Below are 26,333 nucleotides of genomic sequence, written 5' to 3' on the forward strand. Positions count from 1 at the left end.
AATAAAAGGAAAGGATAATATATAATTTGGGAGGTAACTATAAAATGAATGTGGAGGAGTTTTATGAATAATTTTAATAGTAAATCAATTAAGTTTAAAATTCGTGTTGTTCCAATTATAAGTATTCTATTAGCTATTATTGCAATAACACTAAGTTTAATTTTAATTACTAAACAAGCAATACTTGATCAATTAAAAGAAGATGGTTTAATGGTTGCTGAACAAGCGGTTTCACAAATAGAAATAAGTGATTCAGCATTAGATATAATGAATTTAAATATAGAAAGTAATATAAAGAATTTAGGAAATTTTATAGAAAGTAATGATAAAGTAATAAGCAATGAATATTTACAAAAAATAGCTAAGCAATTTGAAGTTGATGAAATAAATATTGGAAATTCAGAGGGTAAAATCATATATTCAAATTTGCCAAGTAGTATAGGTACAATTTATGAAGAAGATCATAAAGCTAGTATAGTATTAAAAGGCGGAAAAAATGAATATATAGAGGATATCAGAAAAAGCACAGAAACAAATGACTATTATAAATACGGATATATAAAAAGAAGTAATGGTGGAGTTATTCAAATTGGAATATTAGCTAATAAAATTCAAAGCTTTAGTGATAGTGTAGGATATCAAGCCTTAGTTAGCAATATTGGTGAAGATCCTGATATTGTATATGCACTATTTATAGATAAAGATTTAAATGCAGCTGCTCACTCTGAAAAAGATAGAATAGGTATAAAACTTGAAGATGAAGGAAGTAAGAAAGCAGTTCTTGAAGGACAAGTTTATACTTCAGAATATTTTTATGATAAAGAAGGGGTTAACGTATATGATATAATTGTTCCAGTAATGCATGGAGATGATATTATTGGTGCTATTGATATCGGACTTTCTTTAAAAAATGTTGAAGATACTATACAAACTATTATACTTATTATATCAGCAATTGGTATAGTTTCTTTTATAATTATTTTAGTTTTATTAACATTAATTTCCAATAGTGTTATAAAACCTCTTAATAAACTTTCAATTTCATCAAAAAGTGTAGCAAATGGTGAATTATATCATTCTATTGAAGTTAAAAGTAAGGATGAAATAGGTGTTCTTGCTTTAAGTTTTAGAGATATGGTTAATAATTTAAAAGAAATAATAAGTAATATTCAGGGTAAGACAATTGAAACAGATGAAATGGCAGAACAGCTTTCTAGTGCTTCCAATCAATTAAGTTCTGCATCAAGTGAGATAAGTTATGCAATTCAAGAAGTTGCATCAGGCGTTACTAGTCAAGCCAATGATGTTTTAGAAATTACAAATTATATGTCGGCCTTGGCAGAAGAAATTGAAGGCATACATAAAAAGATGGATATTGTAAAGCTTAATGTAGATGCAGCTGAAAACAAAGCCAATATAGGAAAAGAGAATATAGATAATATATTAATTTCATTTAGTAATTTAAGTAAGGGATTTAATGCAGTAAATGAAAAGGTTAATATTTTATCAGCTAGTATATCTCAAATAGGAAATATAACTGAAGTGATAAATGGAATATCAGATCAAACAAATCTTTTAGCATTAAATGCAGCTATAGAAGCAGCAAGAGCTGGAGAAACTGGAAAGGGTTTTGCGGTTGTAGCAGAAGAAGTTAGAAAGCTTGCTCAAGAATCTAGAAACTCCACAGAACAAATAAAAACATTAGTAAATTCAATTACAAGCGAAACAGAAGAAGTAACAAAAACTTCACAAGAAGTTGAAGTACTTATAGGTAGCCAAGTAAAAGCAGTGGAATATACAACAGATTCATTTAAAGAGATTATTGGTGCTTTTTCAAATATTACTCCTTTAATTGATGATACATATGATTATATTGATAGAACCCTTACTTCTAAGAATATTGTTGTAGATAAAATTTACGGAGTTTCAACAGTTTCACAAGAAGTATCAGCTTCTACAGAGCAAATTGCCGCAGCAACAGAAGAAATGATGGCAAGTGCACAAGAAGTATCAGCTTATGCATCAAAGCTAAGAGATACATCAGAGGAATTAACTAATGGAGTTAATAAGTTTAAAGTTAATAAATAATTAATAATAAAAAGGACAGTAGAAACTACTGTCCTTATATATTAAATTAAATCATTTATTCCATTAACTGTAGTCTGTTCATCCTCATCAATAGGAATAACTATGCATTTTTGACCATCAATTATTTTAGATTTAATCTGAGGTATTTTTTCAGGTTTTACTTGAAGAATAACATCATATTCAGGAACTTCATCTAAAACCATATTATCAGTAATACTTTCTAAATCATCATGATCTTCTGTAGATTCAGGATTTTCGTTATCTACTGCAACTTCCTTTTTAACTTGCTCAAGTCTAGTTTGAAGTATTTCTACTTGTTTTTCTAACTGTTTTTCTTTTTTTATTTGTTCATTAGCCTTAAGTACTTTTACATCAATTAAATTTTCTACTAAAGGAAGGTCATCACCAAATGTTTCTAAATAAGATTTTTCAATCTTTGTAGTAATTTCTTCTGGAACTCCACTTTCGATCAATAGGTTTTGTATGTCAGCCTTGGTTAGACTTATAGGTTCAGAATCTGTATCATCATATATAGAATTGTATTCATCAAGCATATTATTTAGGTTTTCTTGTACTTCCATAAAGATTTTCTCGGATTTTTTTTCATCAGAGCTAAAAGTATCTTTAATAATTGATTGGAAGGTTTCTTTTTGTATAGTAGCAGTTTGCTTTGTATAACAACCTAAAGCATTCTCCATTAATTCAGGATGTGTATCCTTTGCATTTTTTGTGTAGTACATAATTGAATTAACGTCTGAGCTACGATCAATAAATGCAGGAAATACAAAACCATTAATTGGAGCTTCAACTACCCAATCTCTAATACGTGCCTTTATTTTATTATCTTCTTCAAAATACCTAAGACCAGGCTCTGAAAGTGAAACAGGGCATATTGCGCATAAAATATATTCATATACTTCTTCTGATTCGTCTATCTTAGCATTATCTTTTGTTTTGGTGATAACATCGTATGCATCATGAAAAATTAGTATTAAAAAATTACCTGTATAATCATAATTATCTATAATTGAGTCATAAAAATTATCAAGAATAATATCGTCCTTTAATTGACTATTTTTGAGCTGCATAAGGAATATTTGCTTTTCATTTATAAGATCTTCATTGGTTGGAAAATTAAGTTCTAGAATATTATTACCAATAGTTCCAGACAAAACCTTCTTAGAAATTTCTAAGTATTTAAAGTATTCATCTTCATCTAAGTTTAGAAAAGTTTCTCTAAACTTTAATATAATATGCTTTTCTCCGTTAACATAGCAACCACACATTTTAGTAAAGGTGCAATGATCTTTCTTTAAACGTCTTTTTAGCTCAAGTATATCTTTTTTTCTCATATATAAACCTCTCAATCTAGTTTTATATTTCTATTACTAATCTATTGAATTGTTAAAGTATTTATATCATTAGTAAGTTTTGTGAATTAAATCAAAGTCTTGTACACTTATTTTAGTATAATATTTTTTTCAAATTAATTAAAGGTATTATTATATGATAAATAAGATTTAATAGTAAAATAATTATGGAAATGATGTTTTAAGTTATATGATAAAAGAAATAGAATTTGGAGGTTAAATATGAGTACAATAAGTGTAAATAATAAGCAAGTAGAGCCACTATCAGATAAGTTAGATAAATATAAAACTCTAAACGTAACCTTAAATAAACTAGACGAAAATAATAACTTATTAGAACATGAAATTGTATTAGATAAGGTTAGAGAACATAATACTGAAGGTAAGGATAAGATATTATCTAATATAAAAAATAATATAGAAAATATTAATTTTAAATTTTAAGAATCTGAGGAGAGTGAGAGGAAAACAATAAGCCAAGATATTGAACTAGTCGAAAATTTTATAGATAACAAAGCTTAGAGTTAATCTAGTTAATTAAAAAGGCTCTTGCTCATGGTAGATATGAGTAAGAGTTTTTATATTTATAGAAAGAAAAAAATATAAAATAAGATAATAGATAAAAAATTAAACAGTAAAATTTTATTGACATGAAAAATGGAAGTGATATAATAAGATTTGAAATCACTTTTTGGAAGGATGTTAATATAATTCCTCAATTGTATTTTACACCTTTAAAAGATTGATGTCAATAGAATTTATAAATTATTTTAATAATTTTATGTTAAGGGGAGTGAAGTAATATGGATAGTAATAACTATGAATGGAATTTTGAAAACCAATGGCTACAAGAGGTACTTAAAGAGGTTAAAAAACAATTTGATGAAAAACATAATTTTAAAGAAAAATTTAGAAAGGAAACACTTGAAACACAAAAGCAGTTATGGGAAGATGTAGGGTCTGTTTCAGTAACTAATGGATTAGATCAAATTGTAGATTTCATGGAATTTATAACTGCAATGAAAATTCAAAAAAGAAGGCACGAATTTACAAGGAAGCTTGAAGAAAAATATGAAAAAATGCTTTTATCTCCTTATTTTTCAAGAATAGATTTTACTGAAGAAGGAAAAGAAATGCCAGAGAAATATTATATAGGAATTTCTAATTTAATTAATGATGATTTTGATTTTTTAGTATATGATTGGAGGGCACCAATATCTAGTATGTTTTATGATTATGAAGTTGGGAAAGCTGGATATACATGTCCTGAAGGCTTAATTAATGGTAACCTTACCCTAAAAAGACAATACAAAATTAACAATGGTAAACTTGAGTATATGTTTGATAGTAATATTAAGATAGATGATGAAATGTTGCAGGATATTTTAGCCAAGAGTAGTGATAGCAAGATGAAGGCAATAGTAACAACTATTCAAAGAGAACAAAACCAAATAATTCGTAATGAAGAATATAAGAATTTGATTGTGCAAGGACCTGCAGGAAGTGGAAAAACTTCTGTTGCACTTCACAGAATTGCTTATTTATTATATAAACATAGAGAAAAAATATTACCTCAAAATATACTAATCTTTTCTCCAAATAATATTTTTAATGACTATATTTCAGATGTATTACCACAGCTTGGTGAAGATAATATGTCTCAAACTACATTTAAAGAATATATGCATAAAGCTTTAGGAAATGAGATTATAAAAGAAGAATATTGCGAGATGATGGAATATATACTTGATTCTAAGAAGGAAGATATATATAAGGAGAGAGTTAAAAGTATAAAATTTAAGTCATCAAAACAATTCATAAGTATCTTAAAGGAATATGTAAATTACTTAGAAAGCGTTAATAGAAAGTTTAGAGATATAGTTTTTAAAGATAATTTAATAATATCAGCTAAAGAAATTGAAGAGTTATTTTTTATGGATTATCGTAATATGCCATTAAAAAGAAGACTTGAAAAGTTAAGAGAAAGAATATTATATCTTTTAGAGCCCTATGAAAAGGGTAGAATAGGGGAAGTAACTAAAGGTATAAAGGAGTATGATAACTATGTGGATGATGAAGAGATTATTAAACAAAGTAAGTCAATTGTAAAAAATGAAATAGAAAAGATACATTCAGAAATATATGAAATGACAGAGTTTAATATAATTGATATCTATAAAAAATTATTTGAGAATATAGAGTACTTTTCAAAGATATCAAATATAGAGTATGATAAAGAAGATATCAATGAAGTTAAAATTTATACATTAGAGATGTTAAAATATAAAAAAATTAATTATGAAGATCAACATGTGCTTCTATATCTTAAAGGAGCATTAGGCGATATTTTGAAAATTTCAGAAATTAAATATGTTATTATTGATGAAGCGCAGGATTATACACCGTTACAATATGAAATATTATATAATCTTTTTAGAAATGCCAATATTACTATACTTGGAGATTTAAATCAATCTATAAACCCATTTATGAATCTTGGAAATTATGAAAATATATTAGATATATTTTCAAAAGATGATACATGTATAATTAATTTAACAAAAAGTTATAGATCCACAATAGAAATTACTGAGTTTTCTAAAAGGCTTCTAAATAACAATATTAATTATGAATCTGTAGCGAGAAGTGGAGATAAGCCAGTTGTTTTTGGATTTTCTAATGAAAATAATATAAAAGAGCAATTACTCAAGGATATAAAAATATATAAAGAACAAGGATATAAATCAATTGGGATTATTACAAAAACTATAAAAGAAGCACAGGATGTTCATAATTTTCTTAAAGATAAGGTACATGTTAATGCTCTTTTAAATGATGAGGATGAGTATGTAAATGATACATTAGTAATTCCATCTTTTCTAGCTAAAGGATTAGAATTTGATGTAGTCCTTATATATAATGCAGGAGATAAAAATTATAATTGTGAGGAAGAAAGATTACTTTTTTATACAGCTTGCACTAGGGCACTTCATATTTTACGTATATACTATTTAGGTAAATGTACAAAATTACTTAAACTTAAGTAGAATTAATAATAAATTAAAAGTTACTAGAAAAAATAGCAGCTTCATTTTAGAAGTTGCTATTTCTATAAATTTATAAGTGCTATTGAGTTACTGAATGTTGAATTTTTTCGGGAATTAAAAAAAGTATAAATCTGTATAATGTATATATTACTAATATAGTTGCTATTATTGTTTGCAATAAAACAACATATTTTAGAAATACTATCGTATATCCTATTTTACTTAAGTAAGCCATAGTCATTTTTGTTGCAATTCCACTTATAACAAAAGGAAACGTGAATGCTGAATAACTTGGAAAAAATGACATTTTTAAATAATTTGGCAATTTAAATAGAACTATAATATATGTTATAAATGCTAAAATAGCTAAAAAACTTATTAGTACTAATGACTTTATTTGTACTGATTGAATATATCCAGCAAGGCAAAGGTTTACAGGAGCTGCATATATACAAAATAATGGCTGGGCTGGATTAGGGATTTCTTTATGTTTGGCATATCTATATGTTACAACTACAAGTAATATCATACACAATATAAATGCGAACCAAAATGCTACTGTTCCTATATTTGTTTTTTCAAATGCTGGAGCTGAGACACTTGCAACAGCTAGTCCAACATAAACTATGAAATATGTTGTAAAAACTTTTTTTATATTAAACTTTAATATAAATTCTATTGAAAAATATATTATTAAGGCTAAATGAAGAAGTATTCCTAAATACCAAATATAAATAGCCTTTTCTCCTGTAAACGGCTTTAAATAAGTAGATAAAAGCATTATGGACATTGGAAATGTTGCAGATACACCAGCAGTAATTGGATTTTTCATGTCTTCTTTTATCATAGATGGATACATTACAATTTTACATATTAAAAGTAATCCTAAAATTAAAGAGATAATGCCGCATACTAAACGTATAGATTCAGAGTAGCTTTGAAGTAAGTTACCTAAAGCTGCAAAGCCAAGCATTACCCCTGAAATAGGAAGTGGTATTTTTTTTATCATATTGCACACTCCTATACTGTAACTAAGTTATCTGTATTAACTAAATTTAATTCTCTTACTATTATTTCAGCAACTTTTCCAGCAACCATGCCTGTAAAATGTATACATTGCTCTTTATGAGCACCAGCTGACATATCAAAACCTTTAGTTAATATGCGGCAGCAAAGAGCATTCTTACCATTAGCTTCTTTAAACCAGTCATGTAATTCTTTTGCAACCTCTAAATTCTTTTCAACCTTAGAATCTCCTTGTTTAGTACGTCCAAAGAATAGTCCTAATGCCATTACACCACCTGAAACTGCGCCACATAGACATTTAGAACGGCCTATGCCAACAGGGAATCCTGATGCCATTGATATTATTTCTTCAGGTACATCTAACTCAAAGTTAGAACGTATTGAACTTATTAGTGCTTCAGAACAAAAAAAACCTCCTCTAAATAAATCTTCAGCATCTTGAGATATTTTTTTTACACTGACCTCTTTTTTCCAATTCATACAAAAAACCTCCATTTTATATATTCATCTTTATTATAAATCAGGAGGAAATTAAATACAAATTTATATTTTAATAATATAAATGATAAAAATTAAAAGAAAAAAGAAGAATTATAGATATATAGAAAATGGCTATCTTAAAGATAGCCAAGTTAAAGATAAAAATTATATTTTAAGTTTTAGTTTCTTAAATTTATATATAGTTTAAATATCTATATCTTTAATATATTTGCTTAGCGTATATGCAATACCATCTTCTTCGTTAGACAAAGTAATTTCATTTGCTATAGCTTTTAAATCATCTACTGCATTAGCCATAGCTACACCAATACCAGCATATTTAACCATAGAAGCATCATTATGACCATCTCCAAAAGCAATCATTTCTTCTTTTTTATAGCCCATAGGAATTAACACAGAATCTAAGGCTTTAGCTTTATCAATTCCTTTAGCAGTAAATTCAAAATAGAAATCTGCTGTAAACATACAATTCAAAGTATCTTTAAATGGTTCCATCATTTCTTTGTAGTGAGCTTTTAAATACTCAGGTTCTCCAGCAGTTAAAATCTTATTTAATGGATAATCAGCAAAAGCTGCTAAATCATCTTTTTCACACAGTTTGAACTTACCACCACGAGCTTCATATTGAATTATATTAAAAGGTACTCCCTTATAATTTATTTCATTGTCAAAAACATTGTTGACATACATATAGTCATCTTTATCTATCATAGGCTTAACGTTAAAATTTTTCATATGCTCTAGAACAGCTTGTCCCTCTTCAATGCTCATAGTTTCATTAAATAAAACTTTATTATTTTCACAGTCAACAACCTTAGAACCGTTAAATGCAACTAAAAGACCATTGTTTTCATTCATTTTTAATTCTTTAGCTAAATCCATTAATCCAGATGTAGGTCTTCCTGAAGCCAAAACTAGTATGGCTCCTTTTTCCTGTGCTTTAATTAAAGCATTTTTAGTTTTTTTAGTTACTATTTTTTTACTATTAGTTAATGTACCATCTACATCTAAAATAATTACTTTTATATCACTCATTTATATTTCCTCCATAGTTCTTTTTATTTAATTATACTAGCATTAAACCTATAAGTGAATTCATTAATTAAATAATGAGTAATTTATATCAAAAAGTAATATAGTTTAAAATAATAAAATTATTAATTCTTGTTAAAAAATATAAATTATAGAGTTAATGAGTTAAATATTTGACTTACACACAAATAAATGTTATTATGTCTATAAAATTAATAGATGAGAGGGAAAAATGAAAGAACTTATGCGTAATGCAACAATAGAAGATTTTAAGCGTGGATATATATGGAATAATGAGAAAGGTGAATTTATATGCTTAATATGTCAAAAGAATATTGGTAAAAATAATATTAGTATAAATAATCACATGTCAATTCATGGGACTTCTATAGAAAGATTACTATTGTTAGATAAGAAATATACTGGTTTGACTGAAATTCAAAAAGAGTTACTTGATATGTTATCTAGTAAATGTAGTGATAAAGAAATAGCAAACAATCTTTCTTGTTCAGAATCTACAGTAAGAAATATTAGATTTGCATTAAGGGAAAGAGCAAGGCAGGCAAGAGCTTTTTTAGCTATTATGGAATTAATTGATGAAAATTCCTCTAAGTCAGTAAATCATAAGATTAGATATTTTCCAGTTAAAGAAGAAAAAAGAAAAGCATTATTACCTAGATTTGCTAATTTGTTTGAGCCAAATAGATTTTATACAGAAGAAGAAGTTAAAAAAATAATTAAAAAAATCTATGATGATGATGCATTAATAAGAAGGTATTTAGTAGATTATGGCTATTTAAAGAGAGATAAGTATGGGGAAAAATATTATAGAGTTGAGGTGGAAAGTACTATGGAAAATGTGAAAAGAAAAGAGCTTATAAATAATTATAAGCAGCAAGAAGTTGAGATGGGAATAATTCAAGTATACAATACAATTAATGGATTTTCATTTGTAGATATATGCCAAAATTTATATAAACCATTTGAATCAATAAAGTTTAAATTGAACTTAGGAAAAATAAGAATTAAGAATTTTCAAGAAGATTGGGATAAGTATGGAGAAAATGTATTTGAGTTTATAATTGTAGAAAAACTTAAGAAAAAAGAAAATTCTACAGACAAAGAAACACTTGATGATTTAAAAGAACTTTTAAATCTTTGGATTGATAATCAAGGGGATAATTTAAAATTATATAATAAGTAAAATAATTAATAGCAACGTAATAAGAAAATATAAGATATCATATTTTGTTTTATACTGATTATGATTTACAACTAATATAAAATATCCTTAGCTACAACTAACAAATAGCTAAGGATATTTTTATAGAATCATATATTTCTTCTATAGTAAATAGATGGTTTTTCCAAATTTATGATATTATATATATTAATTATTTTGCTTTCCCAAATAATATAGTCTGCAAAATGCGGCATGAAAAGTCGAGTAGTATTACTATAAAAAAGATATTATTTAATGAGAGGTGAGGAAATGGATTGGATAAATAAATTAAATGAGTCAATAAACTATATAGAAGAAAATCTTACAGGGGAAATATCTTATGAAGTTATTTCAAAAATTGCTGGATGTTCTGTTTATAATTTTCAAAGAATGTTTTCATATATAGCTGATAAGCCCTTATCTGAATATATAAGAAATAGACGCTTAACTATGGCAGCCTTTGAGTTGTTAAATAATAATGAAAGAATAATTGACATTTCTTTAAAATATGGATACGAATCTCAAGATGCATTTACAAGAGCTTTTAAAAACTTTCATGGGGTATTACCATCAAAGGTTAGAAATGAAACGGTACAGTTAAGATCTTGTCCTAAAATCTCATTTCAAATTACAATAAAAGGAGAAAATCATATGAATTATAAAATTGAACAATGGCCTGAATTTAAAGTAATGGGAATATCACAAAAGTTAAAAACTGAAAAGGCTTTTGAAGTAATTCCAAAGTTATGGGAAGATGCTTGGAAGGATGGGACTATGCAAAATCTTTTAGACAACTTTCCTAACTATAGACCATCAGGATTCTTGGGGATCGCACAAGGAGGAGAATGGGGAGAATCTGAAGATATGGAGTATATTATAGCTGTAACAAATTACGTTGATACGGCAAAATGCGAATATGTTCCAGTAATTGAAGGGATGAAGGAATTTACGTATCCAGCAGCAACATGGGCAGTTTTTGAAGCAAATGGAGAATTACCAGGAGTAATACAAAATGTCTATAAACAATTCTATAGCGAATGGCTTCCAAACTCAGGGTATGAACTAGATAATCTTCCAGTTATTGAATGTTATATGCAAGAAAATCAACAAGAAGTTTGGATTGCTGTTGTAAAAAAATAATTTTAAAGGGATATTGACTTGTAGTAAATTTATATAAGTATTTGCTATATGAAAATGATTGTAGTATAATTAACAAATAAAGATTTATTTTGATTGATATAATTAATTTGTAGGTTAATTATTGTTTTGATTTTAAAGAATAGCTAAATTATTCATATTTCACAAACTTTAAATTAGGGAGAAATTTATATGAAAGAATTTAGTGTTAGCACCAATATTTATTTTGGAGAAGGTTCTTTAAATAGGTTAAGTAAAATAAAAGATGAAAAAGTGATGATTGTATGTGATAAATTTATAGAATCGTCAGGTATGGCTTCTAAAATTCAAGAGAAACTAGTTAATTGTGATGTTACTATATTTAGTGATATAGTTCCAGATCCTTCAGTTGAAATTATTGCATCAGGAATTCAAACATTAAAAAATTGTGGTGCAAGAACTATAATAGCTCTTGGTGGTGGTTCTTCAATTGATGCAGCTAAGGCAATAAGAGAATATTCAAAGCAGCTTTTAGGAGCTGATTTTGAAATAGAAGAATGTTTTGCTATACCAACTACAAGTGGGACAGGTTCTGAGGCTACTCAATATGCAGTAATAACTGATAAAAGCGAAGGGTTAAAATATGCTTTGTCAGATAAATCACTTCTTCCTATGGTAGCAATACTTGATCCATCACTTGTAACATCTGTACCTAAGTCTATTACAGCAGATACTGGTATGGATGTAATTACACATGCAATAGAAGCTTATGTTTCTAAAGATGCAAATGATTTTTCAGATGCATTAGCAGAAAAAGCTATTTCTTTAGCCTTTAAATTTTTGCCAGAAGCTTTTGATAATGGAAATAATTTATTAGCAAGAGAAAAAATTCATAATGCATCTTGTTTAGCAGGGATGGCATTTAATTCAGCTGGACTTGGAATTACTCATAGTTTAGCTCATGCAGTAGGTGGAAAGTTGCATATATCTCATGGAAGAATTAATGCAATAATACTTCCTCATGTTATAGAATATAATGCTAATTTAAAAATAGACAACTATAATAGTGAGTATGATATAGCTGCTAGAAAATATCAAAGATTAGCAAAAGTGTTGAATTTACATGCCTCTACAGTGAATATAGGAGTTAATAATTTGATTAAGTGTATTATTGAACTTCAAAAGAAGTTAATGATTCCTTTAACACTAAAAGATCAAGGCTCAGATTTAGGTTTATTATGTGAAGTAAAGGAAGAAATAATAAACGCAGCTATGAAGGATATTTGTACTGCAACAAATCCTAGAGAAGTAACAAATAAAGATTTATTAAAGATTCTAGATAGATTTACAGGAATTAAGTAATTTAAAAACCACTCATTTTTGGGTGGTTTTCTCTTTTATTTATTTAATTTTTAATGGTAGATATTGAAAATAAATATAAATTTAAGTAAACTATAAACAAATAATATATTACTGAATTTCATTACAGCTAAGATTTTGGGGAGAAAATAGGGGAGGTTGTTTTATGAGAGAAAGTGACTTGTATTCGATAGGGAAGGTAGAGGAATTATGTAATTTATCGAAAAAAGCTCTAAGATATTATGATAAAATGGGGATATTATCTCCTGATAAGGTATCTGATGAAAGTGGGTATAGATATTATAGTAAAAAGACTTTATTATCAGTACCAATGATAAAATACTATAAACAAAGTGGGTTTAAGCTTGAAGAAATGAAAGCATTTCTAGAAGGAACATCTTATTCAGTTTTTGAGAAAAGCTTTAGAAATAAGATAGATGAGTTAAAGGCAGAAGAAAGTGAAATAGGTTTAAAACTTAAATCTATAAAGGATTGGTATGACCTTATAATGGAAGCACAGACGGTTATAGAAAATGAAATTAATGAAGTATCAATAAAATATATAGACAGTTGTAGAATGATATACTTAGATCAAGATTTTAAGTATGATTATATGGATTCTATTATTAATATAGAGTTTACCAACTACATAGAAAGTAAAAGTAATGCTATAACAGGTCCTGTAATAATAAAATTTCCTTCTTTTAAAGACAAGATGAATGGAAAGTGTAATAAGATGAAAATTATGCAAGAGACTATATTAAAATGTAAAGAATGTGAAACTATTGAATATGGTGGATGTATGGTAGCATCTTGTTATCATATAGGATCACATGAAACTATAAATGAAACATATAAAAAAATAAGTAATTGGGCGGATAAAAATAAATACACTTATGAAGAAAGCTCATATGAAAGATATGTTACTGATTATTGGACAACTAAAAATGCAGATAAATTTGTAACAGAAGTAATGGTTAAAATTAGCAAATATAAAAAGTGAACAAAATGAAAACGTTACCCTAAGGGGAATGTATAAATATTAAAAATAGGCATTTTAAGAGATAAATAGTTATAGATTTATCTTTTAAAATGCTTTTTTTATATTTGAAGTTATTATATGAATAAAATTTTATGTAGTAAAATAACAAATATTAGTAGATAAAACCTTTGAATTTACCAAGTTTTAGAATTAATTAAATGAAAAGCTAATACGAAAAATATGAGCCTTAAAATTTATATATAAATATGCATAATTTCATATTGACTTTCCCCTAAGGGGAACAGAATATAATTTAATCAAGAATAAAAAATACCTACAAAACATAAGATAAAAAGCTATTTTTAAATCAAGACATATTAAATAACCATAGATAAAATTATATCAATCATAAATTTAAACAGGTTATATAAGTATATTTTATATTTGTAGAACCCTTGAAATGATCATTATAAATCTTTATTTAATGATAATATAAAACGAAACGTGATAACGTTTAAATGGAGGGAGTTTTATTTATGAGTGAAATGTCAGGAGTGGCTAATTCGTCTGCAATTGCTGCTAAAAAGAAATTATCATCTAATTTTCTTAAAAAAGGTATATCTATTGCACTATTCTCAGGGCTTATGTATGGATTTTATTCAGCATTTATGACACTTGGAATGAAGAAAGGTGTTTGGGCAGATTGGTATGGTGATAATAACACAGGATTATCAGTGCTTGTAATTACATACTTGTTAGGAGCCCTTGGTAGTGCAGTAAATGATACATGTAGTGCTGTATGGGCGATTGCTTATGCAACTATAAAGGGGAAAATTGGTGATTTCTTTAGATGTATTAGAACAACTCCAGGTGGAGTAATGATTTTAGCAGCATTGATTGGAGGACCAATTTCAAGTACTGCTTATGTTGTTGGACTTCAAATGGCTGGATCAATAGTTATTCCAATTACGGCACTTTGCCCAGCTATTGGCGCTATTTTAGGCAGGATATTATTTAAACAAGAATTGAACAAAAGAATGATGGCAGGTATTGTAATCTGTGTTGCATCAAGTTTCCTTATTGGAAGTACTAGCCTTTCGGGAGATGCTCCAGAAGGAATGTTTCTTGGATTGTGTATTGCTTTTATAGCTGCTCTTGGATGGGGATTTGAAGGATGTGTTGCTGGATATGGTACATCAATGATTGATTCAGAAATTGGAATTACAATACGTCAAGCAACTTCAGGTTTATCAAATCTAATAATTTTAGTTCCTATCTTCGGTATGATATTTGGAGATGGTGTTGGTTTTTCAATTAATTTAGTTACTCAAGCATTCACTAGTGGTTCTGCTATGATTTGGTTTGCTTTAAGTGGACTTTGTGCATTTGTTTCATACATGTGTTGGTATAACGGCAACAGTATGTGTGGTGCTGCTCTTGGAATGGCATGTAATGGTACTTATTCGTTTTGGGGACCTTTCTGTTGTTGGATTGTTCTTGGAGTATTTGCAGGAATGGATGGATGGGCATTGCCTCCAATAGTTTGGATAGCAGCTGTTCTTATGATTTTTGGTATTCTAGTTATTGCTATGAATCCACTTGATTTATTCAAAAAGAAGAATAAAGATCATGATAAGGAGGTAGATAATTATGAAACCACTTAATTATGCTATATTAAAGTATTTTACTAATGTTGAAGAAGCTTGTGCTGATGATGTGATTAATGAATTAAAAGGTCAGTATGGTAAATTCAAAGCTCTTAATAAGAAGGATGTAATCACAGCTTTAATGACAGCCGAAGCAAATGGACTCCTTGAAGAAACAAGATTTGACATGGATAAAAATGGTGAATTAAGAGTTTATTATCATGCACATGAAGATGGTGCAGCAACAATAAACAGGTATATTAAAGATTAAAAAGTTAATTAAAAAATTTAGAAATTTTTTAATTAAGGCAAAGTATAATAAAAACTTTCTAAATGTGAGAGGAGGTAATTATAAATGAGATATTATGGTGAAGAAGCTTTAGGACTTGTAGAAACAATAGGATTAGTTCCTGCACTTGAAGCAGCTGATAAAATGCTAAAAGCTGCAAATGTTGAACTGATATCGTATGAAAATGTTGGATCAACTTTGGTAACGATTATGGTAAAAGGCGATGTTGCTGCAGTTAGATCAGCAGTGGAGGCTGGTGCAGAAGCAGCTGCAGCAATTGGAAAGTTAACCGCTAAAAATGTTATGCCAAGACCTATTAGAGAAGTTGGAGATATTGTTTCAGTACATGACATAGATTCTTAATTTTAATGGAAGGAAAGGTGTGTAAATGGCAAGATATGAAGCTTTAGGATTAATTGAAACTTTTGGCTTAGTATTTGTCTTAGAAGCAGCAGATGCTATGTGTAAAGCAGCGGATGTTGAACTTATAGGATATGAAAATGTTGCATCAGGATATATATCGGTATTAGTTCGTGGAGATGTAGGAGCTTGCAAGACAGCTGTTGAGGCTGGAGTAAAGGCAGTTGAAAGTATGGAAGGTGGAAATCTTTATAGTTCAGTTGTTATTGCAAGACCACATCAAGATTTAGAAAAAATCATTGAAAGATATAAAATTACTAATTTAATGCCTTAAATAAAAAGTTAAGTTTAAAAAAGAGTATATTACAATTATTTTTAAGAAAAGGAGAGAAAGAAATGAACATAATAGATAACGATTTACTCTCCATACAAGAGGCGAGAATTCTTGCTGAAAATGCTCGTGAAGCTCAAAAAAAATTAGCAACTTTTTCTCAAGAAAAACTTGATGAAATAGTTGAAAGGATGACTGAAGAAATAGAAAAGCATATATGCGAACTAGCTATCATGTCTTGTGATGAAACAGAGTACGGCAAAATGGAAGATAAATGTATAAAAAATCAATTTGTTTGCAAGTATTTAGGTCACAGGTTAAAAGATATAAAGTGTGTTGGGATAATCAATGAAGATAAAGAAAATAAGACTATGGATGTAGGTGTACCAATGGGAGTAATAATTGCTTTTTGTCCATCAACTAGTCCAGTTTCAACAACTATATATAAAGCTTTGATTGCAATAAAATCAGGAAATGCAATTATATTTTCACCTCATCCAAGGGCTAAAAATACTATTTCAAGAACTTTAGATATTTTGATTCGTGCAGCAGAAGGTTATGGACTACCAGAAGGAGCGCTTACTTACCTTCATAATGTTACAAATAATGGCACATTAGAGCTTATGAATCATAAAGATAGTTCATTAATAATAAATACTGGAGTACCAAGTTTACTAAAAGAATCATATAAATCTGGAAAACCAGTGATATATGGAGGAACTGGCAACGGCCCAGCATTTATAGAGCGTACAGCAGATATAAAACAAGCTGTTAAAGATATAATAGATAGCAAAACCTTTGATAATGGAGTTGTTTCGGCTGCTGAACAGTCAATTGTTGTGGATAGCTGCATAGAGTTTGAAGTAAGAAAAGAATTAGAAAAAAGTGGAGCATATTTTATGACTGAAGAAGAATCAAATATGCTTGGCTTAATCTTTTTCAATAATGATGGAAGTGTTAATTCAGACGTGGTTGGTAAATCAGTACAAGAATTAGCAAAAAGAGCAGGATTTAGTGTAGCTAAAGACATAAAGGTTCTTATTTCAAAACAAAAATATGTTTCTAAGAGTAATCCATACTCTAGAGAAAAGCTTTGCCCAGTATTAGCATATTACATTGAAGATGATTGGATGCATGCATGTGAAAAATGTATTGAATTATTATTAAGTGAAAGACATGGACATACTTTGATTATTCATTCAAAAGATGAAGAAGTTATCCGTCAATTTGCACTAAAAAAACCAGTAGGAAGAGTATTAGTAAATACTCCTGGAGCTTTAGGAAGCATGGGTGCAACTACTAATTTATTTCCATCAATGACACTAGGAAGTGGTTCAGCTGGTCATGGAATGACATCTGATAATGTTTCGCCAATGAATTTAATCTATATCAGAAAGGTTGGATATGGAATACGTAAAATTAATGAAATAGCTAATTTGCAATTGGTAGAAAATGTATCTCTATCTAAGGTGTCAGAAAAAAATAAGGATTATGATTTGGACAGTATAGATTTTCTTGAAAATGTTCTAAAAAGAATTTTAGAAAATCTTAAATAAAAGTCAAGGTATTAATCTTAAAAATTTATAAGAAATGAGAGGTAAGGATTTGGATATTCGTGAATTTTCAACTAAATTTATGGAAGCTACTCAACATATGTCTTCTGAAGAAAGAGCCTCTTTAATGAAGATGTTTGAGAATATATCAAAAGAGATTATAAAAGAAGAACCAGCTACAAATACAGTAGCAAGTGATGAAGGAGATAAAATTCCTGATGGAATTACAGAGCGTTTAGTAAAATTAAAAGAAAATTATTTAAAACAAGTACCAACAATAACAACACATCGTGCAAGAGCCATTACCAAAATAGCTAAAGAAAATCCAGGTATGCCTAAGATTTTATTACGAGCTAAATGTTTTAAGTATTGTTGTGAAACAGCACCATTAGTAATTCAAGATAATGAATTAATTGTAGGGGCTCCTTGTGGTGCACCTCGTGCTGGCGCCTTTTCTCCAGATATAGCATGGAGATGGATGGTTGATGAAATTGATACTATAGGTAATCGTGCTCAAGATCCATTTTATATATCTGACGAGGACAAGAAGATTATGAAAGAAGAGTTATTCCCATATTGGTCAGGTAAATCTGTTGATGAATATTGTGAAGATCAGTATCGTGAAGCAGGTGTTTGGGAACTTTCAGGAGAATCATTTGTTTCAGATTGCTCTTATCATGCTATTAATGGTGGAGGAGATTCAAACCCTGGATATGATGTGATTCTAATGAAGAAGGGCATGCTAGATATTCAACAAGATGCAAAAGATAATCTTGAAAAACTTAACTATGAAAACCCTGCGGATATAGAAAAAATTTATTTCTATAAAGCGGTTATTGATACCACAGAAGGTGTAATGATTTATGCTAAACGTTTATCAGAATATGCTAAGGAATTAGCAGCTAAGGAAACAAACCCTAAGCGTAAAGCAGAATTGGAAAAGATATCTGAAATTAATGCAAGAGTGCCTGCTCATAGACCAAATACATTTTGGGAAGCAATACAAGCAGTTTGGACAATAGAATCTTTATTAGTAGTTGAAGAAAATCAAACAGGTATGTCTATAGGTCGTGTTGACCAATACATGTATGAATTCTATAAAGATGATATTGAATCAGGAAGAATGAATGATTTCCAAGCATTTGAATTAGCAGGTTGTATGCTTATTAAAATGTCTGAAATGATGTGGATTACGAGTGAAGGAGGTTCTAAATTCTTTGCTGGATATCAACCATTTGTAAATATGTGTGTTGGTGGAGTTACAAGAGATGGACGTGATGCTACTAACGAATTAACTTACTTACTTATGGATGCTGTTCGTCATATTAAGATTTATCAACCATCATTAGCATGCCGTATTCATAATAAATCTCCTCATAAATATCTTAAGAAGATAGTTGATGTAGTTCGTGCAGGAATGGGATTCCCAGCATGTCATTTTGATGACGTTCATATAAAAATGATGTTAGCAAAAGGGGTTAGTATTGAAGATGCAAGAGACTATTGTTTAATGGGATGTGTTGAGCCACAAAAGTCAGGTAGATTATATCAATGGACATCTACAGCATATACGCAATGGCCAATATGTATTGAACTTGTTCTTAATAATGGAGTCCCACTTTGGTATAAAAAACAAGTTTGTCCAGATATGGGCAACATAGATAATTTTAAAACCTATGAAGAATTTGAAAATGCAGTTAAGGAGCAAATAAAATATATAACTAAATGGAGCAGTGTTGCTACTGTAATTTCACAAAGAGTGCATAAAGATCTTGCCCCAAAACCTTTAATGTCAATAATGTATGAGGGATGTATGGAAAAAGGTAGAGGTGTTGAAGCTGGCGGAGCAATGTATAACTTTGGACCAGGTGTAGTTTGGAGTGGACTTGCTACTTATACTGACTCAATGGCTGCTATTAAGAAATTAGTATTTGAAGAAAAGAAATATACATTAAGAGAATTAAATGAAGCTCTAAAGGCTGATTTTATTGGATATGAAAAGCTTAGAAAAGATTGTTTAGAAGCACCTAAATACGGTAACGATGATGATTATGCAGATTATATAGCCGCTGATTTAATCAACTTTACTGAAATGGAGCATCGTAAGTACAAGACATTATATTCTGTATTAAGTCATGGAACTTTATCAATTTCAAACAATACTCCATTTGGACAATTAACTGGAGCTACAGCAAATGGGCGTAGAGCATGGATGCCATTATCAGATGGAATAAGTCCATCACAAGGATCAGATTATAAAGGGCCTACAGCAATAATAAAATCTGTATCTAAAATGGCTTGTGACAATATGAATATCGGTATGGTTCACAACTTTAAGCTTATAGCTGGACTTCTTGATACTAAAGAAGGTGAAGATGGAATTATAACTTTATTACGTAGTGCGTGCACTCTTGGGATTGGAGAAGTCCAATTTAACTATTTAGATAATAATACGCTAATTGAGGCACAAAAACATCCAGAACAATATCGTGATTTAATTGTTCGTGTAGCAGGATATAGTGCATTCTTTGTTGAGCTATGTAAAGATGTCCAAGATGAAATAATTAGTAGAACAATGCTTACACACTTCTAAAATATATAGATTTTTGAAGCTTAAGATAATAAAAAAGACTGGAGATTGAATAGTATGGAAAATAAGAACTTAGGAATAATCCAACGAAAAGCAACAATTTTCAATGTACAAAAATACAATATGTACGATGGACCAGGAGTAAGAACTCTTATATTCTTTCAAGGATGCCCACTTCGTTGTAAATGGTGTGCTAATCCAGAAGGCATGATTAAAAAATATAGAGTTATGTTTAAAATCAATTCATGTGTAAATTGTGGCGCTTGTGTTTCTGTTTGTCCTGTTGGAATACATACTATTTCTAATGAAAGCTTAAAGCATGAGGTAAATCGTAATATAGAGTGTATTGGATGCAGAAAATGCGTTGATGCTTGTTTGAACTCAGCATTATCTATAGTTGGTGAAGTAAAAACAATTTCTGAACTTGTAGAAATTGTTGAGGAAGACAGAGCTTTTTATGAAGCTTCAGGTGGAGGAGTTACTTTGGGTGGTGGTGAAGTTTTAATGCAACCAGAAGCCGCAAGTAGTTTACTTATGGCATGTAAACAAGAAGGAATAAATACCGCAATTGAAACTTGTGGATATTCCAAGCTAGAATCAGTATTAAAAGTTGCTGAGTTTACAGATTTATTTCTCTTTGATATAAAGCATATTAATTCTGATAAACACTTTGAGCTAACTGGAGTGAGAAATGAACAAATATTAGAAAACCTAAAGGAACTTCTTCGCCGTAAATATAAAGTTAAAATTAGAATGCCTTTATTAAAGGGAGTAAATGATCGCAAAGAAGATATTGAAGATATCATAAAGTTTTTAATACCTTTTAAGGATTATAAAAATTTTAAGGGAATTGATTTACTTCCATATCATAAAATGGGGGTAAATAAATACAAGCAATTAGGAATTGAATATCCAATTGAAGGAGATCCAAGCTTAAGTAATGAAGATTTAAATAAAATTGAAGGTTGGATTAAAAAATATGATTTATCTGTTAAAGTGATTCGCCATTAAAAATTTCAAATAAATAATAAAATGGAAGGTAAGGTTTATGGGAGAGTTTCTTGAAAGAAATATACAACGTGTTATACAAGAGTCAGTACCAGGAAAACAAATTACAATTGCTCATGTTATTGCTTCACCAATGCCTGATATATATGAACGATTAGGAATCGATGAAAAAGGAGCTATAGGAATTTTGACTTTAACACCTTATGAAACAGCTATTATTGCAGCAGATATTGCTACAAAAGTTGCAGATGTTGAAATTGGATTCTTGGATCGTTTTACAGGATCTGTAGTTATAAATGGTGATGTACAAAGCGTTGAAACAGCACTTAATGCTGTAAATGATAAATTGAAAAATTTACTTGGATTTACTACTGCTCCTATAACAAGAACATGAGAAAGAAACGAGTAATGGTAATAGGTCCATCAAGATGTGGAAAAACTACATTGGTAAATGAACTAAATGATTACCATGGTGAATTAAAAAGAACACAGGATATGATTTATGGCAAAAATACAATTGATATACCTGGATCATATATAGAAAATTCTTGGATGTACAAGCATATAATTGCAGCGGCTCAAGATGCCTCTCATGTATTAATTTTAATTGATCAATCTAGATGTACAGATGTATATCCTCATGGATTTGCAAAATCCTTTAGATGTCCAGTAATCGGAATAATAACTAAATGTGATTTGATGGAAGAAAATAAAGAGATTTGTATAAAGAAACTTAAGCTTATAGGAATTTCTGAACCATATTTTCATATTAGCTCTTCTAAAGGAATAGGTATTGATTCTTTAAAAAAATATTTATTTGGAAGTGGGTAAAGTAAAGGGGGCAATGATGAAATTTATTACTGAAGAGTATTTAAGAGATTTATATAAAAAAGAACCTTTTAGTACTTATCAATTGAATCAAGGAGAGCGCCTTACACCTGGAGCAAAGCAATATCTATCTGATAGAGGAATAAGAATGTCAGATGAAGTTTCATACAATAAAAAAGCTAATGATATAAAAGAATCAAAAACATTGCAAATTGGATGTAAGAAGAGGCTTTATTATAAATTAAAATCTATGGAAGCAGAATTTCTCGTAGTAAGCCGTGATGTTTTAAAGGATGATATTATATTATCTCAAAATATTATTTCATTGGGTAAAAAAATCACAAATATTAGAAATTTTATAGCAGGAGAAACGGAGTTAGAAAAACTTATCTGTCAGGAATGTACAGGAATAAATTCAACTAATTTTTATGATGATATTGATGACTGCTTTGAAATTACAGAATTTTATATGCAACTTAATAAAAGTAATGAAATATTAAAATTGCATGTACTTCGCTGTAAAGTTCATGAATTAGAATTATATCTTTCTGAATTTTATAATGAGGATAATTTAGGTCATGATGTTATAAAAAGTGTTAACTCAATTATTAACTCCTTATCTCAGATAATTTGTTCAATTGTTGGAGGGAAAATATGTCAGAGGAAAAATTAACTTTTGAATATTGTGACAAGCTTGTTCATGATTTTGAAAAAGTTATAGATAAGGCTATTGTAGGAAATTCAGAAGTTTACTATACAGGAGTTGATTTAGGAACTGCATGTATAGTTGTAGCTGTACTAGATGAAAATTATAGACCAGTTGCAGGTGCTTATAGATATGCAGATGTAGTACGTGATGGCATGGTTGTTGATTATATTGGCGCCGTTAGGATTGTAAGGGAGCTAAAAGAAGAAATTGAAGAGAAATTAGGTAAGGAACTACTTTATGCAGCAGCAGCAATTCCACCTGGAACAGATGCATTAGATTCAGGAGCAATTAAAAATGTAGTACAAGCTGCCGGATTTGAACTTACAAATTTGTTAGATGAACCTACTGCTGCAAATGAAGTTCTTAAAATTGAAAATGGAGCGGTTGTTGATATAGGTGGTGGAACAACAGGGATTTCTATTTTAAAAGATGGAAAAGTAGTTTATATTGCTGATGAACCAACTGGTGGAACTCATTTTTCATTAGTTATATCAGGTGCCTATGGAATGACTTTTTCAGAAGCTGATAAGTTTAAAAGAGATAACAGAAGACATAAAGAATTACTTCCGGTATTAAAGCCTGTGGTAGAAAAAGTTTCTTCTATTATTAATCAACATATAAATGGGTATGATGTTAATGAAATTTCTTTAGTAGGCGGAACTTGCTGTTTAACTGGAATAGAAGAAATTATTGAAAAGCAAACAGGAATTTACACTCATAAGCCTCATAATCCAATGTTTGTAACACCACTTGGTATAGCACTTAGTTGTACAAAAGAAATTATTGAATAAGGAGAGTGAATGGTATGGAGTTTAGAATTATAAAATCACCATCTGAAGGTACTTTAGACATTCTAAGACGACGTATGGGAACAAATTGTAAAACTGACTTAGATAGTGCTGATGCAATTGGCCTTGTTCAAGGAAGAATGATAGAAATGATTTGTGCGGCAGATATTGCAGAAAAAGCTGTTGGAGTCACAGTTGAGGATGTTAGAGGAAGTTGTCCACAAAATATGATTTTAATTGCGATTTTTGGAGATACAGCCTCTGTTGAATCAGCAATTAAAGAAATTAAAATCAAGATGGAAGAAGGAAAAACATTATGATAACGGCAAAACTTATTGGCAACGTGTGGGCAACAAGAAAAGCTGAAGCCTTAAGTGGATTTAAACTTATGTTGGCTGAGGAAATAGGTGGAATTAATGAAGGTAGAAGATTAATAGTAGTTGATATTATTAGCGCAGGTATAGGAGATAGAGTAATTATATGCACCGGATCCTCTGCTCGTAGGATGTTAGGGAATGACGATATACCAGTTGATGCGGTGGTTGTAGGAATCATTGATGAAGATTGTAATTTTAAATAAATTCAGGAGGTATAACTATGAGTCTTTTAGATAAAGTAAAGGATGCAGGAGTTATTGGAGCAGGTGGAGCAGGATTTCCTACTCATGCTAAATTAGCAGCAAAGGCAGAATATGTACTTCTAAATGGAGCAGAATGTGAACCTCTTCTGAGAGTTGACCAACAATTAATGGAAATCTTCCCAGATGAAATAATTAAAGGTTTTGAAGTTGCCAGAGAGCTTGTTTCTGCAGAAAAAGGAATTATAGGAATAAAAGGAAAGCATAAAAAAGTAATCTCTATATTAAGAGATAGAATTATAAAACTACAAATTGGAGATGTACTTGAAGTAAAGGAACTTCCAGATATATATCCAGCAGGTGATGAACAAGTGCTAGTTTATGAGCTTACAGGAAGAATTGTTCCAGAAGCAGGTATTCCTATTCAAGTTGGATGTGTAGTTGTAAATAGTGAAACAGCTTTAAATATTTATAATGCATCTATAGGAAAATCAGTTACAGAAAAGTATATAACTGTTTCAGGAAATGTACCAAATCCATTAACATTAAAAGTTCCTATTGGCACAAAAATTATTGATGTATTAAGGCTTAGTGGAATAGATAATTTTAATGATTATGCAGTTATTGATGGCGGACCTATGATGGGACCTGTAATGAAAAGTTTAGATGGTTATGTAACTAAGAAAAATAAGGGATTTGTAATTCTAAAAAAGGAGCATCCATTAATACGTAAAAAGTCTGTTGAAATGAATCAAGCTCGAAGAGTAAATAGAGCTTCTTGTGAACAATGTAGAATGTGTACAGATATGTGCCCACGTTATTTACTTGGACATGGAACTCAGCCTCATAAGATGATGAGGGCTATGGCATATAATCTTGAAGATGTAGAAGGACAAAAAATAGCTCAATTATGCTGCCAGTGTAATTTATGTGAATTATTTTCTTGTCCAGCTGGACTTTATCCTAAAGCAGCAAATTTATATTTCAAGCAACAGCTTATGGAAAAGAATATTAGGTATAAAGCATCAAAAGATAATTTTGAAGTAAGACAAGCTCGTGAATATAGATTAATACCAAGTAAGAGACTTATTGCAAGGCTAGGTTTAAGAGAATTTGATAAACCAGCTCCTTTAACTAATATTACAGTAGAACCTGAAACAGTTTGTATTGCTACACAACAGCATGTTGGTGCTCCAGCTATTTCTAATGTAGTTATAGGTGATTATGTTAAAGCTGGTAATTTAATAGGTAATATTAAAGAAGGAAGTTTAGGAGCTACAATACATGCGAGTATTTCAGGAATTGTTACAGAAATTGAAAATAATTTTATAACTATAAGGAGGGGTTAATGTGGCTAATGCAATAGGAATGGTTGAGTTTACAAGTATTGCACGTGGAATTTATGCAACAGATCAAATGCTTAAGACTTCAGAAGTTGAAATAGTTACAGCTAGCTCTGTTTGCCCAGGAAAATACATTGCAATAGTTAATGGTGATGTTGCAGCTGTAAATGAATCGGTAAGTGTGGGAGAGAAAATGGCAGGAGAGTTTTGGATCGATTCGATGATTATTCCAAATGTGAGCCCATTGGTTTTCCCTGCAATAACAGGAGCAACAATGCCTGATAAAATCCAGGCACTAGGAATACTAGAATCTTTTTCAATAGCTAACATGGTTATATCAGCAGATGCTGTTTTAAAGGCAGCTAATTTAGATCCAATAGAGCTTAGATTAGGAACTGGATTAGGAGGTAAATCATTTTTCACATTTACTGGTGATGTAGCTGCAGTTGAAGCTGGCATTGAAGCTGGAAAATTAATTATGGAAGAAAAGGGATTACTAGTTAATGCAGAGATTATACCATCTCCATCTGAAAGATTACTACAGTCTTTACTCTAAAAATCAGTAAAG

Annotated in this window: 26 protein-coding genes; 22 read left to right on the top strand and 4 right to left on the bottom strand. The window is 29.6% G+C overall.

The features are described 5' to 3' along the window. Positions 1-63: 63 nt before the first annotated feature. The gene (locus ABDZ60_RS02825) at positions 64-2,088 is read left to right on the top strand and encodes a methyl-accepting chemotaxis protein (RefSeq protein WP_343775809.1); all 2,025 of its coding nucleotides are present in this window, start codon (positions 64-66) and stop codon (positions 2,086-2,088) included. Between the two features lie 41 nt (positions 2,089-2,129). Here the strand turns inward: ABDZ60_RS02825 and ABDZ60_RS02830 are convergent, their stop codons facing one another. Next, entirely contained in the window at positions 2,130-3,440 is a 1,311-nt protein-coding gene (locus ABDZ60_RS02830) for a DUF4317 domain-containing protein (protein WP_343775812.1), read from the bottom strand. A 240-nt stretch (positions 3,441-3,680) separates the two neighbouring features. Here ABDZ60_RS02830 and ABDZ60_RS02835 point away from each other — a divergent pair, with 240 nt between their 5' ends. Both ABDZ60_RS02835 and helD read left to right on the top strand, forming a co-directional pair. Further along, positions 3,681-3,902: a hypothetical protein gene (locus ABDZ60_RS02835; protein ID WP_343775814.1), complete on the top strand. Its 222-nt coding sequence runs from the start codon at positions 3,681-3,683 to the stop codon at positions 3,900-3,902. A 359-nt stretch (positions 3,903-4,261) separates the two neighbouring features. Beyond that, positions 4,262-6,505: an RNA polymerase recycling motor HelD gene (gene helD, locus ABDZ60_RS02840; RefSeq protein ID WP_343775817.1), complete on the top strand. Its 2,244-nt coding sequence runs from the start codon at positions 4,262-4,264 to the stop codon at positions 6,503-6,505. 79 nt (positions 6,506-6,584) lie between these two features. On the opposite strand, the gene ABDZ60_RS02845 is transcribed toward helD, so the two are convergent. From ABDZ60_RS02845 to ABDZ60_RS02855, 3 genes are all read right to left on the bottom strand, one after another. Further along, positions 6,585-7,514 carry a TDT family transporter gene (locus ABDZ60_RS02845; RefSeq protein ID WP_343775820.1) on the bottom strand — a complete coding sequence of 310 codons (930 nt, stop codon included), beginning with the start codon at positions 7,512-7,514 and terminating at the stop codon, positions 6,585-6,587. Between the two features lie 11 nt (positions 7,515-7,525). After that, a complete protein-coding gene (locus ABDZ60_RS02850) occupies positions 7,526-8,011 on the bottom strand; it encodes a C-GCAxxG-C-C family protein (RefSeq protein WP_343775823.1) in 486 nt (161 codons plus the stop codon). 204 nt (positions 8,012-8,215) lie between these two features. Then, on the bottom strand, positions 8,216-9,067 hold the full coding sequence (locus tag ABDZ60_RS02855; RefSeq protein ID WP_343775826.1) for a Cof-type HAD-IIB family hydrolase: 852 nt from the start codon (positions 9,065-9,067) through the stop codon (positions 8,216-8,218). A gap of 229 nt (positions 9,068-9,296) precedes the next feature. On the opposite strand from ABDZ60_RS02855, the gene ABDZ60_RS02860 reads away from it, so the two are divergent. From ABDZ60_RS02860 to ABDZ60_RS02950, 19 genes are all read left to right on the top strand, one after another. Further along, entirely contained in the window at positions 9,297-10,268 is a 972-nt protein-coding gene (locus ABDZ60_RS02860) for a DUF2087 domain-containing protein (RefSeq protein WP_343775829.1), read from the top strand. 288 nt (positions 10,269-10,556) lie between these two features. Beyond that, positions 10,557-11,426: an AraC family transcriptional regulator gene (locus ABDZ60_RS02865; protein ID WP_016207582.1), complete on the top strand. Its 870-nt coding sequence runs from the start codon at positions 10,557-10,559 to the stop codon at positions 11,424-11,426. Positions 11,427-11,615: 189 nt separating this feature from the next. Beyond that, positions 11,616-12,764 carry a 1-propanol dehydrogenase PduQ gene (locus ABDZ60_RS02870; RefSeq protein ID WP_047001430.1) on the top strand — a complete coding sequence of 383 codons (1,149 nt, stop codon included), beginning with the start codon at positions 11,616-11,618 and terminating at the stop codon, positions 12,762-12,764. 163 nt (positions 12,765-12,927) lie between these two features. Continuing rightward, the gene (locus tag ABDZ60_RS02875; protein ID WP_047001429.1) at positions 12,928-13,764 is read left to right on the top strand and encodes a MerR family transcriptional regulator; all 837 of its coding nucleotides are present in this window, start codon (positions 12,928-12,930) and stop codon (positions 13,762-13,764) included. Positions 13,765-14,279: 515 nt separating this feature from the next. Further along, a complete protein-coding gene (locus tag ABDZ60_RS02880) occupies positions 14,280-15,407 on the top strand; it encodes a membrane spanning protein (RefSeq protein WP_016207585.1) in 1,128 nt (375 codons plus the stop codon). Further along, a complete protein-coding gene (locus tag ABDZ60_RS02885) occupies positions 15,394-15,660 on the top strand; it encodes a hypothetical protein (protein ID WP_016207586.1) in 267 nt (88 codons plus the stop codon). The genes ABDZ60_RS02880 and ABDZ60_RS02885 overlap by 14 nt, the downstream gene beginning before the upstream one ends. Positions 15,661-15,744: 84 nt before the next feature. Then, positions 15,745-16,041 carry a BMC domain-containing protein gene (locus ABDZ60_RS02890; RefSeq protein ID WP_016207587.1) on the top strand — a complete coding sequence of 99 codons (297 nt, stop codon included), beginning with the start codon at positions 15,745-15,747 and terminating at the stop codon, positions 16,039-16,041. 25 nt (positions 16,042-16,066) lie between these two features. Further along, complete coding sequence (locus ABDZ60_RS02895; RefSeq protein ID WP_016207588.1) at positions 16,067-16,372, top strand: BMC domain-containing protein; 306 nt, start codon at positions 16,067-16,069, stop codon at positions 16,370-16,372. Between the two features lie 62 nt (positions 16,373-16,434). Next, positions 16,435-17,925 carry an aldehyde dehydrogenase family protein gene (locus ABDZ60_RS02900; protein WP_343775847.1) on the top strand — a complete coding sequence of 497 codons (1,491 nt, stop codon included), beginning with the start codon at positions 16,435-16,437 and terminating at the stop codon, positions 17,923-17,925. Between the two features lie 49 nt (positions 17,926-17,974). Continuing rightward, positions 17,975-20,515 carry a choline trimethylamine-lyase gene (gene cutC / locus ABDZ60_RS02905; RefSeq protein ID WP_343775850.1) on the top strand — a complete coding sequence of 847 codons (2,541 nt, stop codon included), beginning with the start codon at positions 17,975-17,977 and terminating at the stop codon, positions 20,513-20,515. Between the two features lie 54 nt (positions 20,516-20,569). Next, a complete protein-coding gene (gene cutD / locus ABDZ60_RS02910; RefSeq protein ID WP_343775853.1) occupies positions 20,570-21,523 on the top strand; it encodes a choline TMA-lyase-activating enzyme in 954 nt (317 codons plus the stop codon). A 37-nt stretch (positions 21,524-21,560) separates the two neighbouring features. Further along, positions 21,561-21,914 carry a BMC domain-containing protein gene (locus ABDZ60_RS02915; protein WP_016207592.1) on the top strand — a complete coding sequence of 118 codons (354 nt, stop codon included), beginning with the start codon at positions 21,561-21,563 and terminating at the stop codon, positions 21,912-21,914. Further along, entirely contained in the window at positions 21,911-22,351 is a 441-nt protein-coding gene (locus tag ABDZ60_RS02920; protein ID WP_343775857.1) for a EutP/PduV family microcompartment system protein, read from the top strand. The genes ABDZ60_RS02915 and ABDZ60_RS02920 overlap by 4 nt, the downstream gene beginning before the upstream one ends. Before the next feature lie 13 nt (positions 22,352-22,364). Next, a complete protein-coding gene (locus ABDZ60_RS02925) occupies positions 22,365-23,021 on the top strand; it encodes a cobalamin adenosyltransferase (RefSeq protein ID WP_343775860.1) in 657 nt (218 codons plus the stop codon). After that, complete coding sequence (eutJ, locus tag ABDZ60_RS02930; RefSeq protein ID WP_343775863.1) at positions 23,003-23,848, top strand: ethanolamine utilization protein EutJ; 846 nt, start codon at positions 23,003-23,005, stop codon at positions 23,846-23,848. The genes ABDZ60_RS02925 and eutJ overlap by 19 nt, the downstream gene beginning before the upstream one ends. Positions 23,849-23,862: 14 nt before the next feature. After that, entirely contained in the window at positions 23,863-24,165 is a 303-nt protein-coding gene (locus ABDZ60_RS02935; RefSeq protein WP_016207596.1) for a BMC domain-containing protein, read from the top strand. Continuing rightward, a complete protein-coding gene (locus ABDZ60_RS02940) occupies positions 24,162-24,425 on the top strand; it encodes a EutN/CcmL family microcompartment protein (protein ID WP_016207597.1) in 264 nt (87 codons plus the stop codon). Before ABDZ60_RS02935 ends, ABDZ60_RS02940 begins: the two co-directional genes overlap by 4 nt. A 17-nt stretch (positions 24,426-24,442) precedes the next feature. Continuing rightward, the gene (locus ABDZ60_RS02945; RefSeq protein WP_343775868.1) at positions 24,443-25,771 is read left to right on the top strand and encodes a 4Fe-4S dicluster domain-containing protein; all 1,329 of its coding nucleotides are present in this window, start codon (positions 24,443-24,445) and stop codon (positions 25,769-25,771) included. A gap of 1 nt (position 25,772) precedes the next feature. After that, positions 25,773-26,321, top strand: a complete 549-nt coding sequence (locus ABDZ60_RS02950) for a BMC domain-containing protein (protein WP_343775871.1) — start codon at positions 25,773-25,775, stop codon at positions 26,319-26,321. Positions 26,322-26,333: the final 12 nt, after the last annotated feature.

Source organism: Clostridium sartagoforme, assembly GCF_039521405.1.
GTDB classification, from domain to species: Bacteria; Bacillota; Clostridia; order Clostridiales; family Clostridiaceae; genus Clostridium; species Clostridium sartagoforme.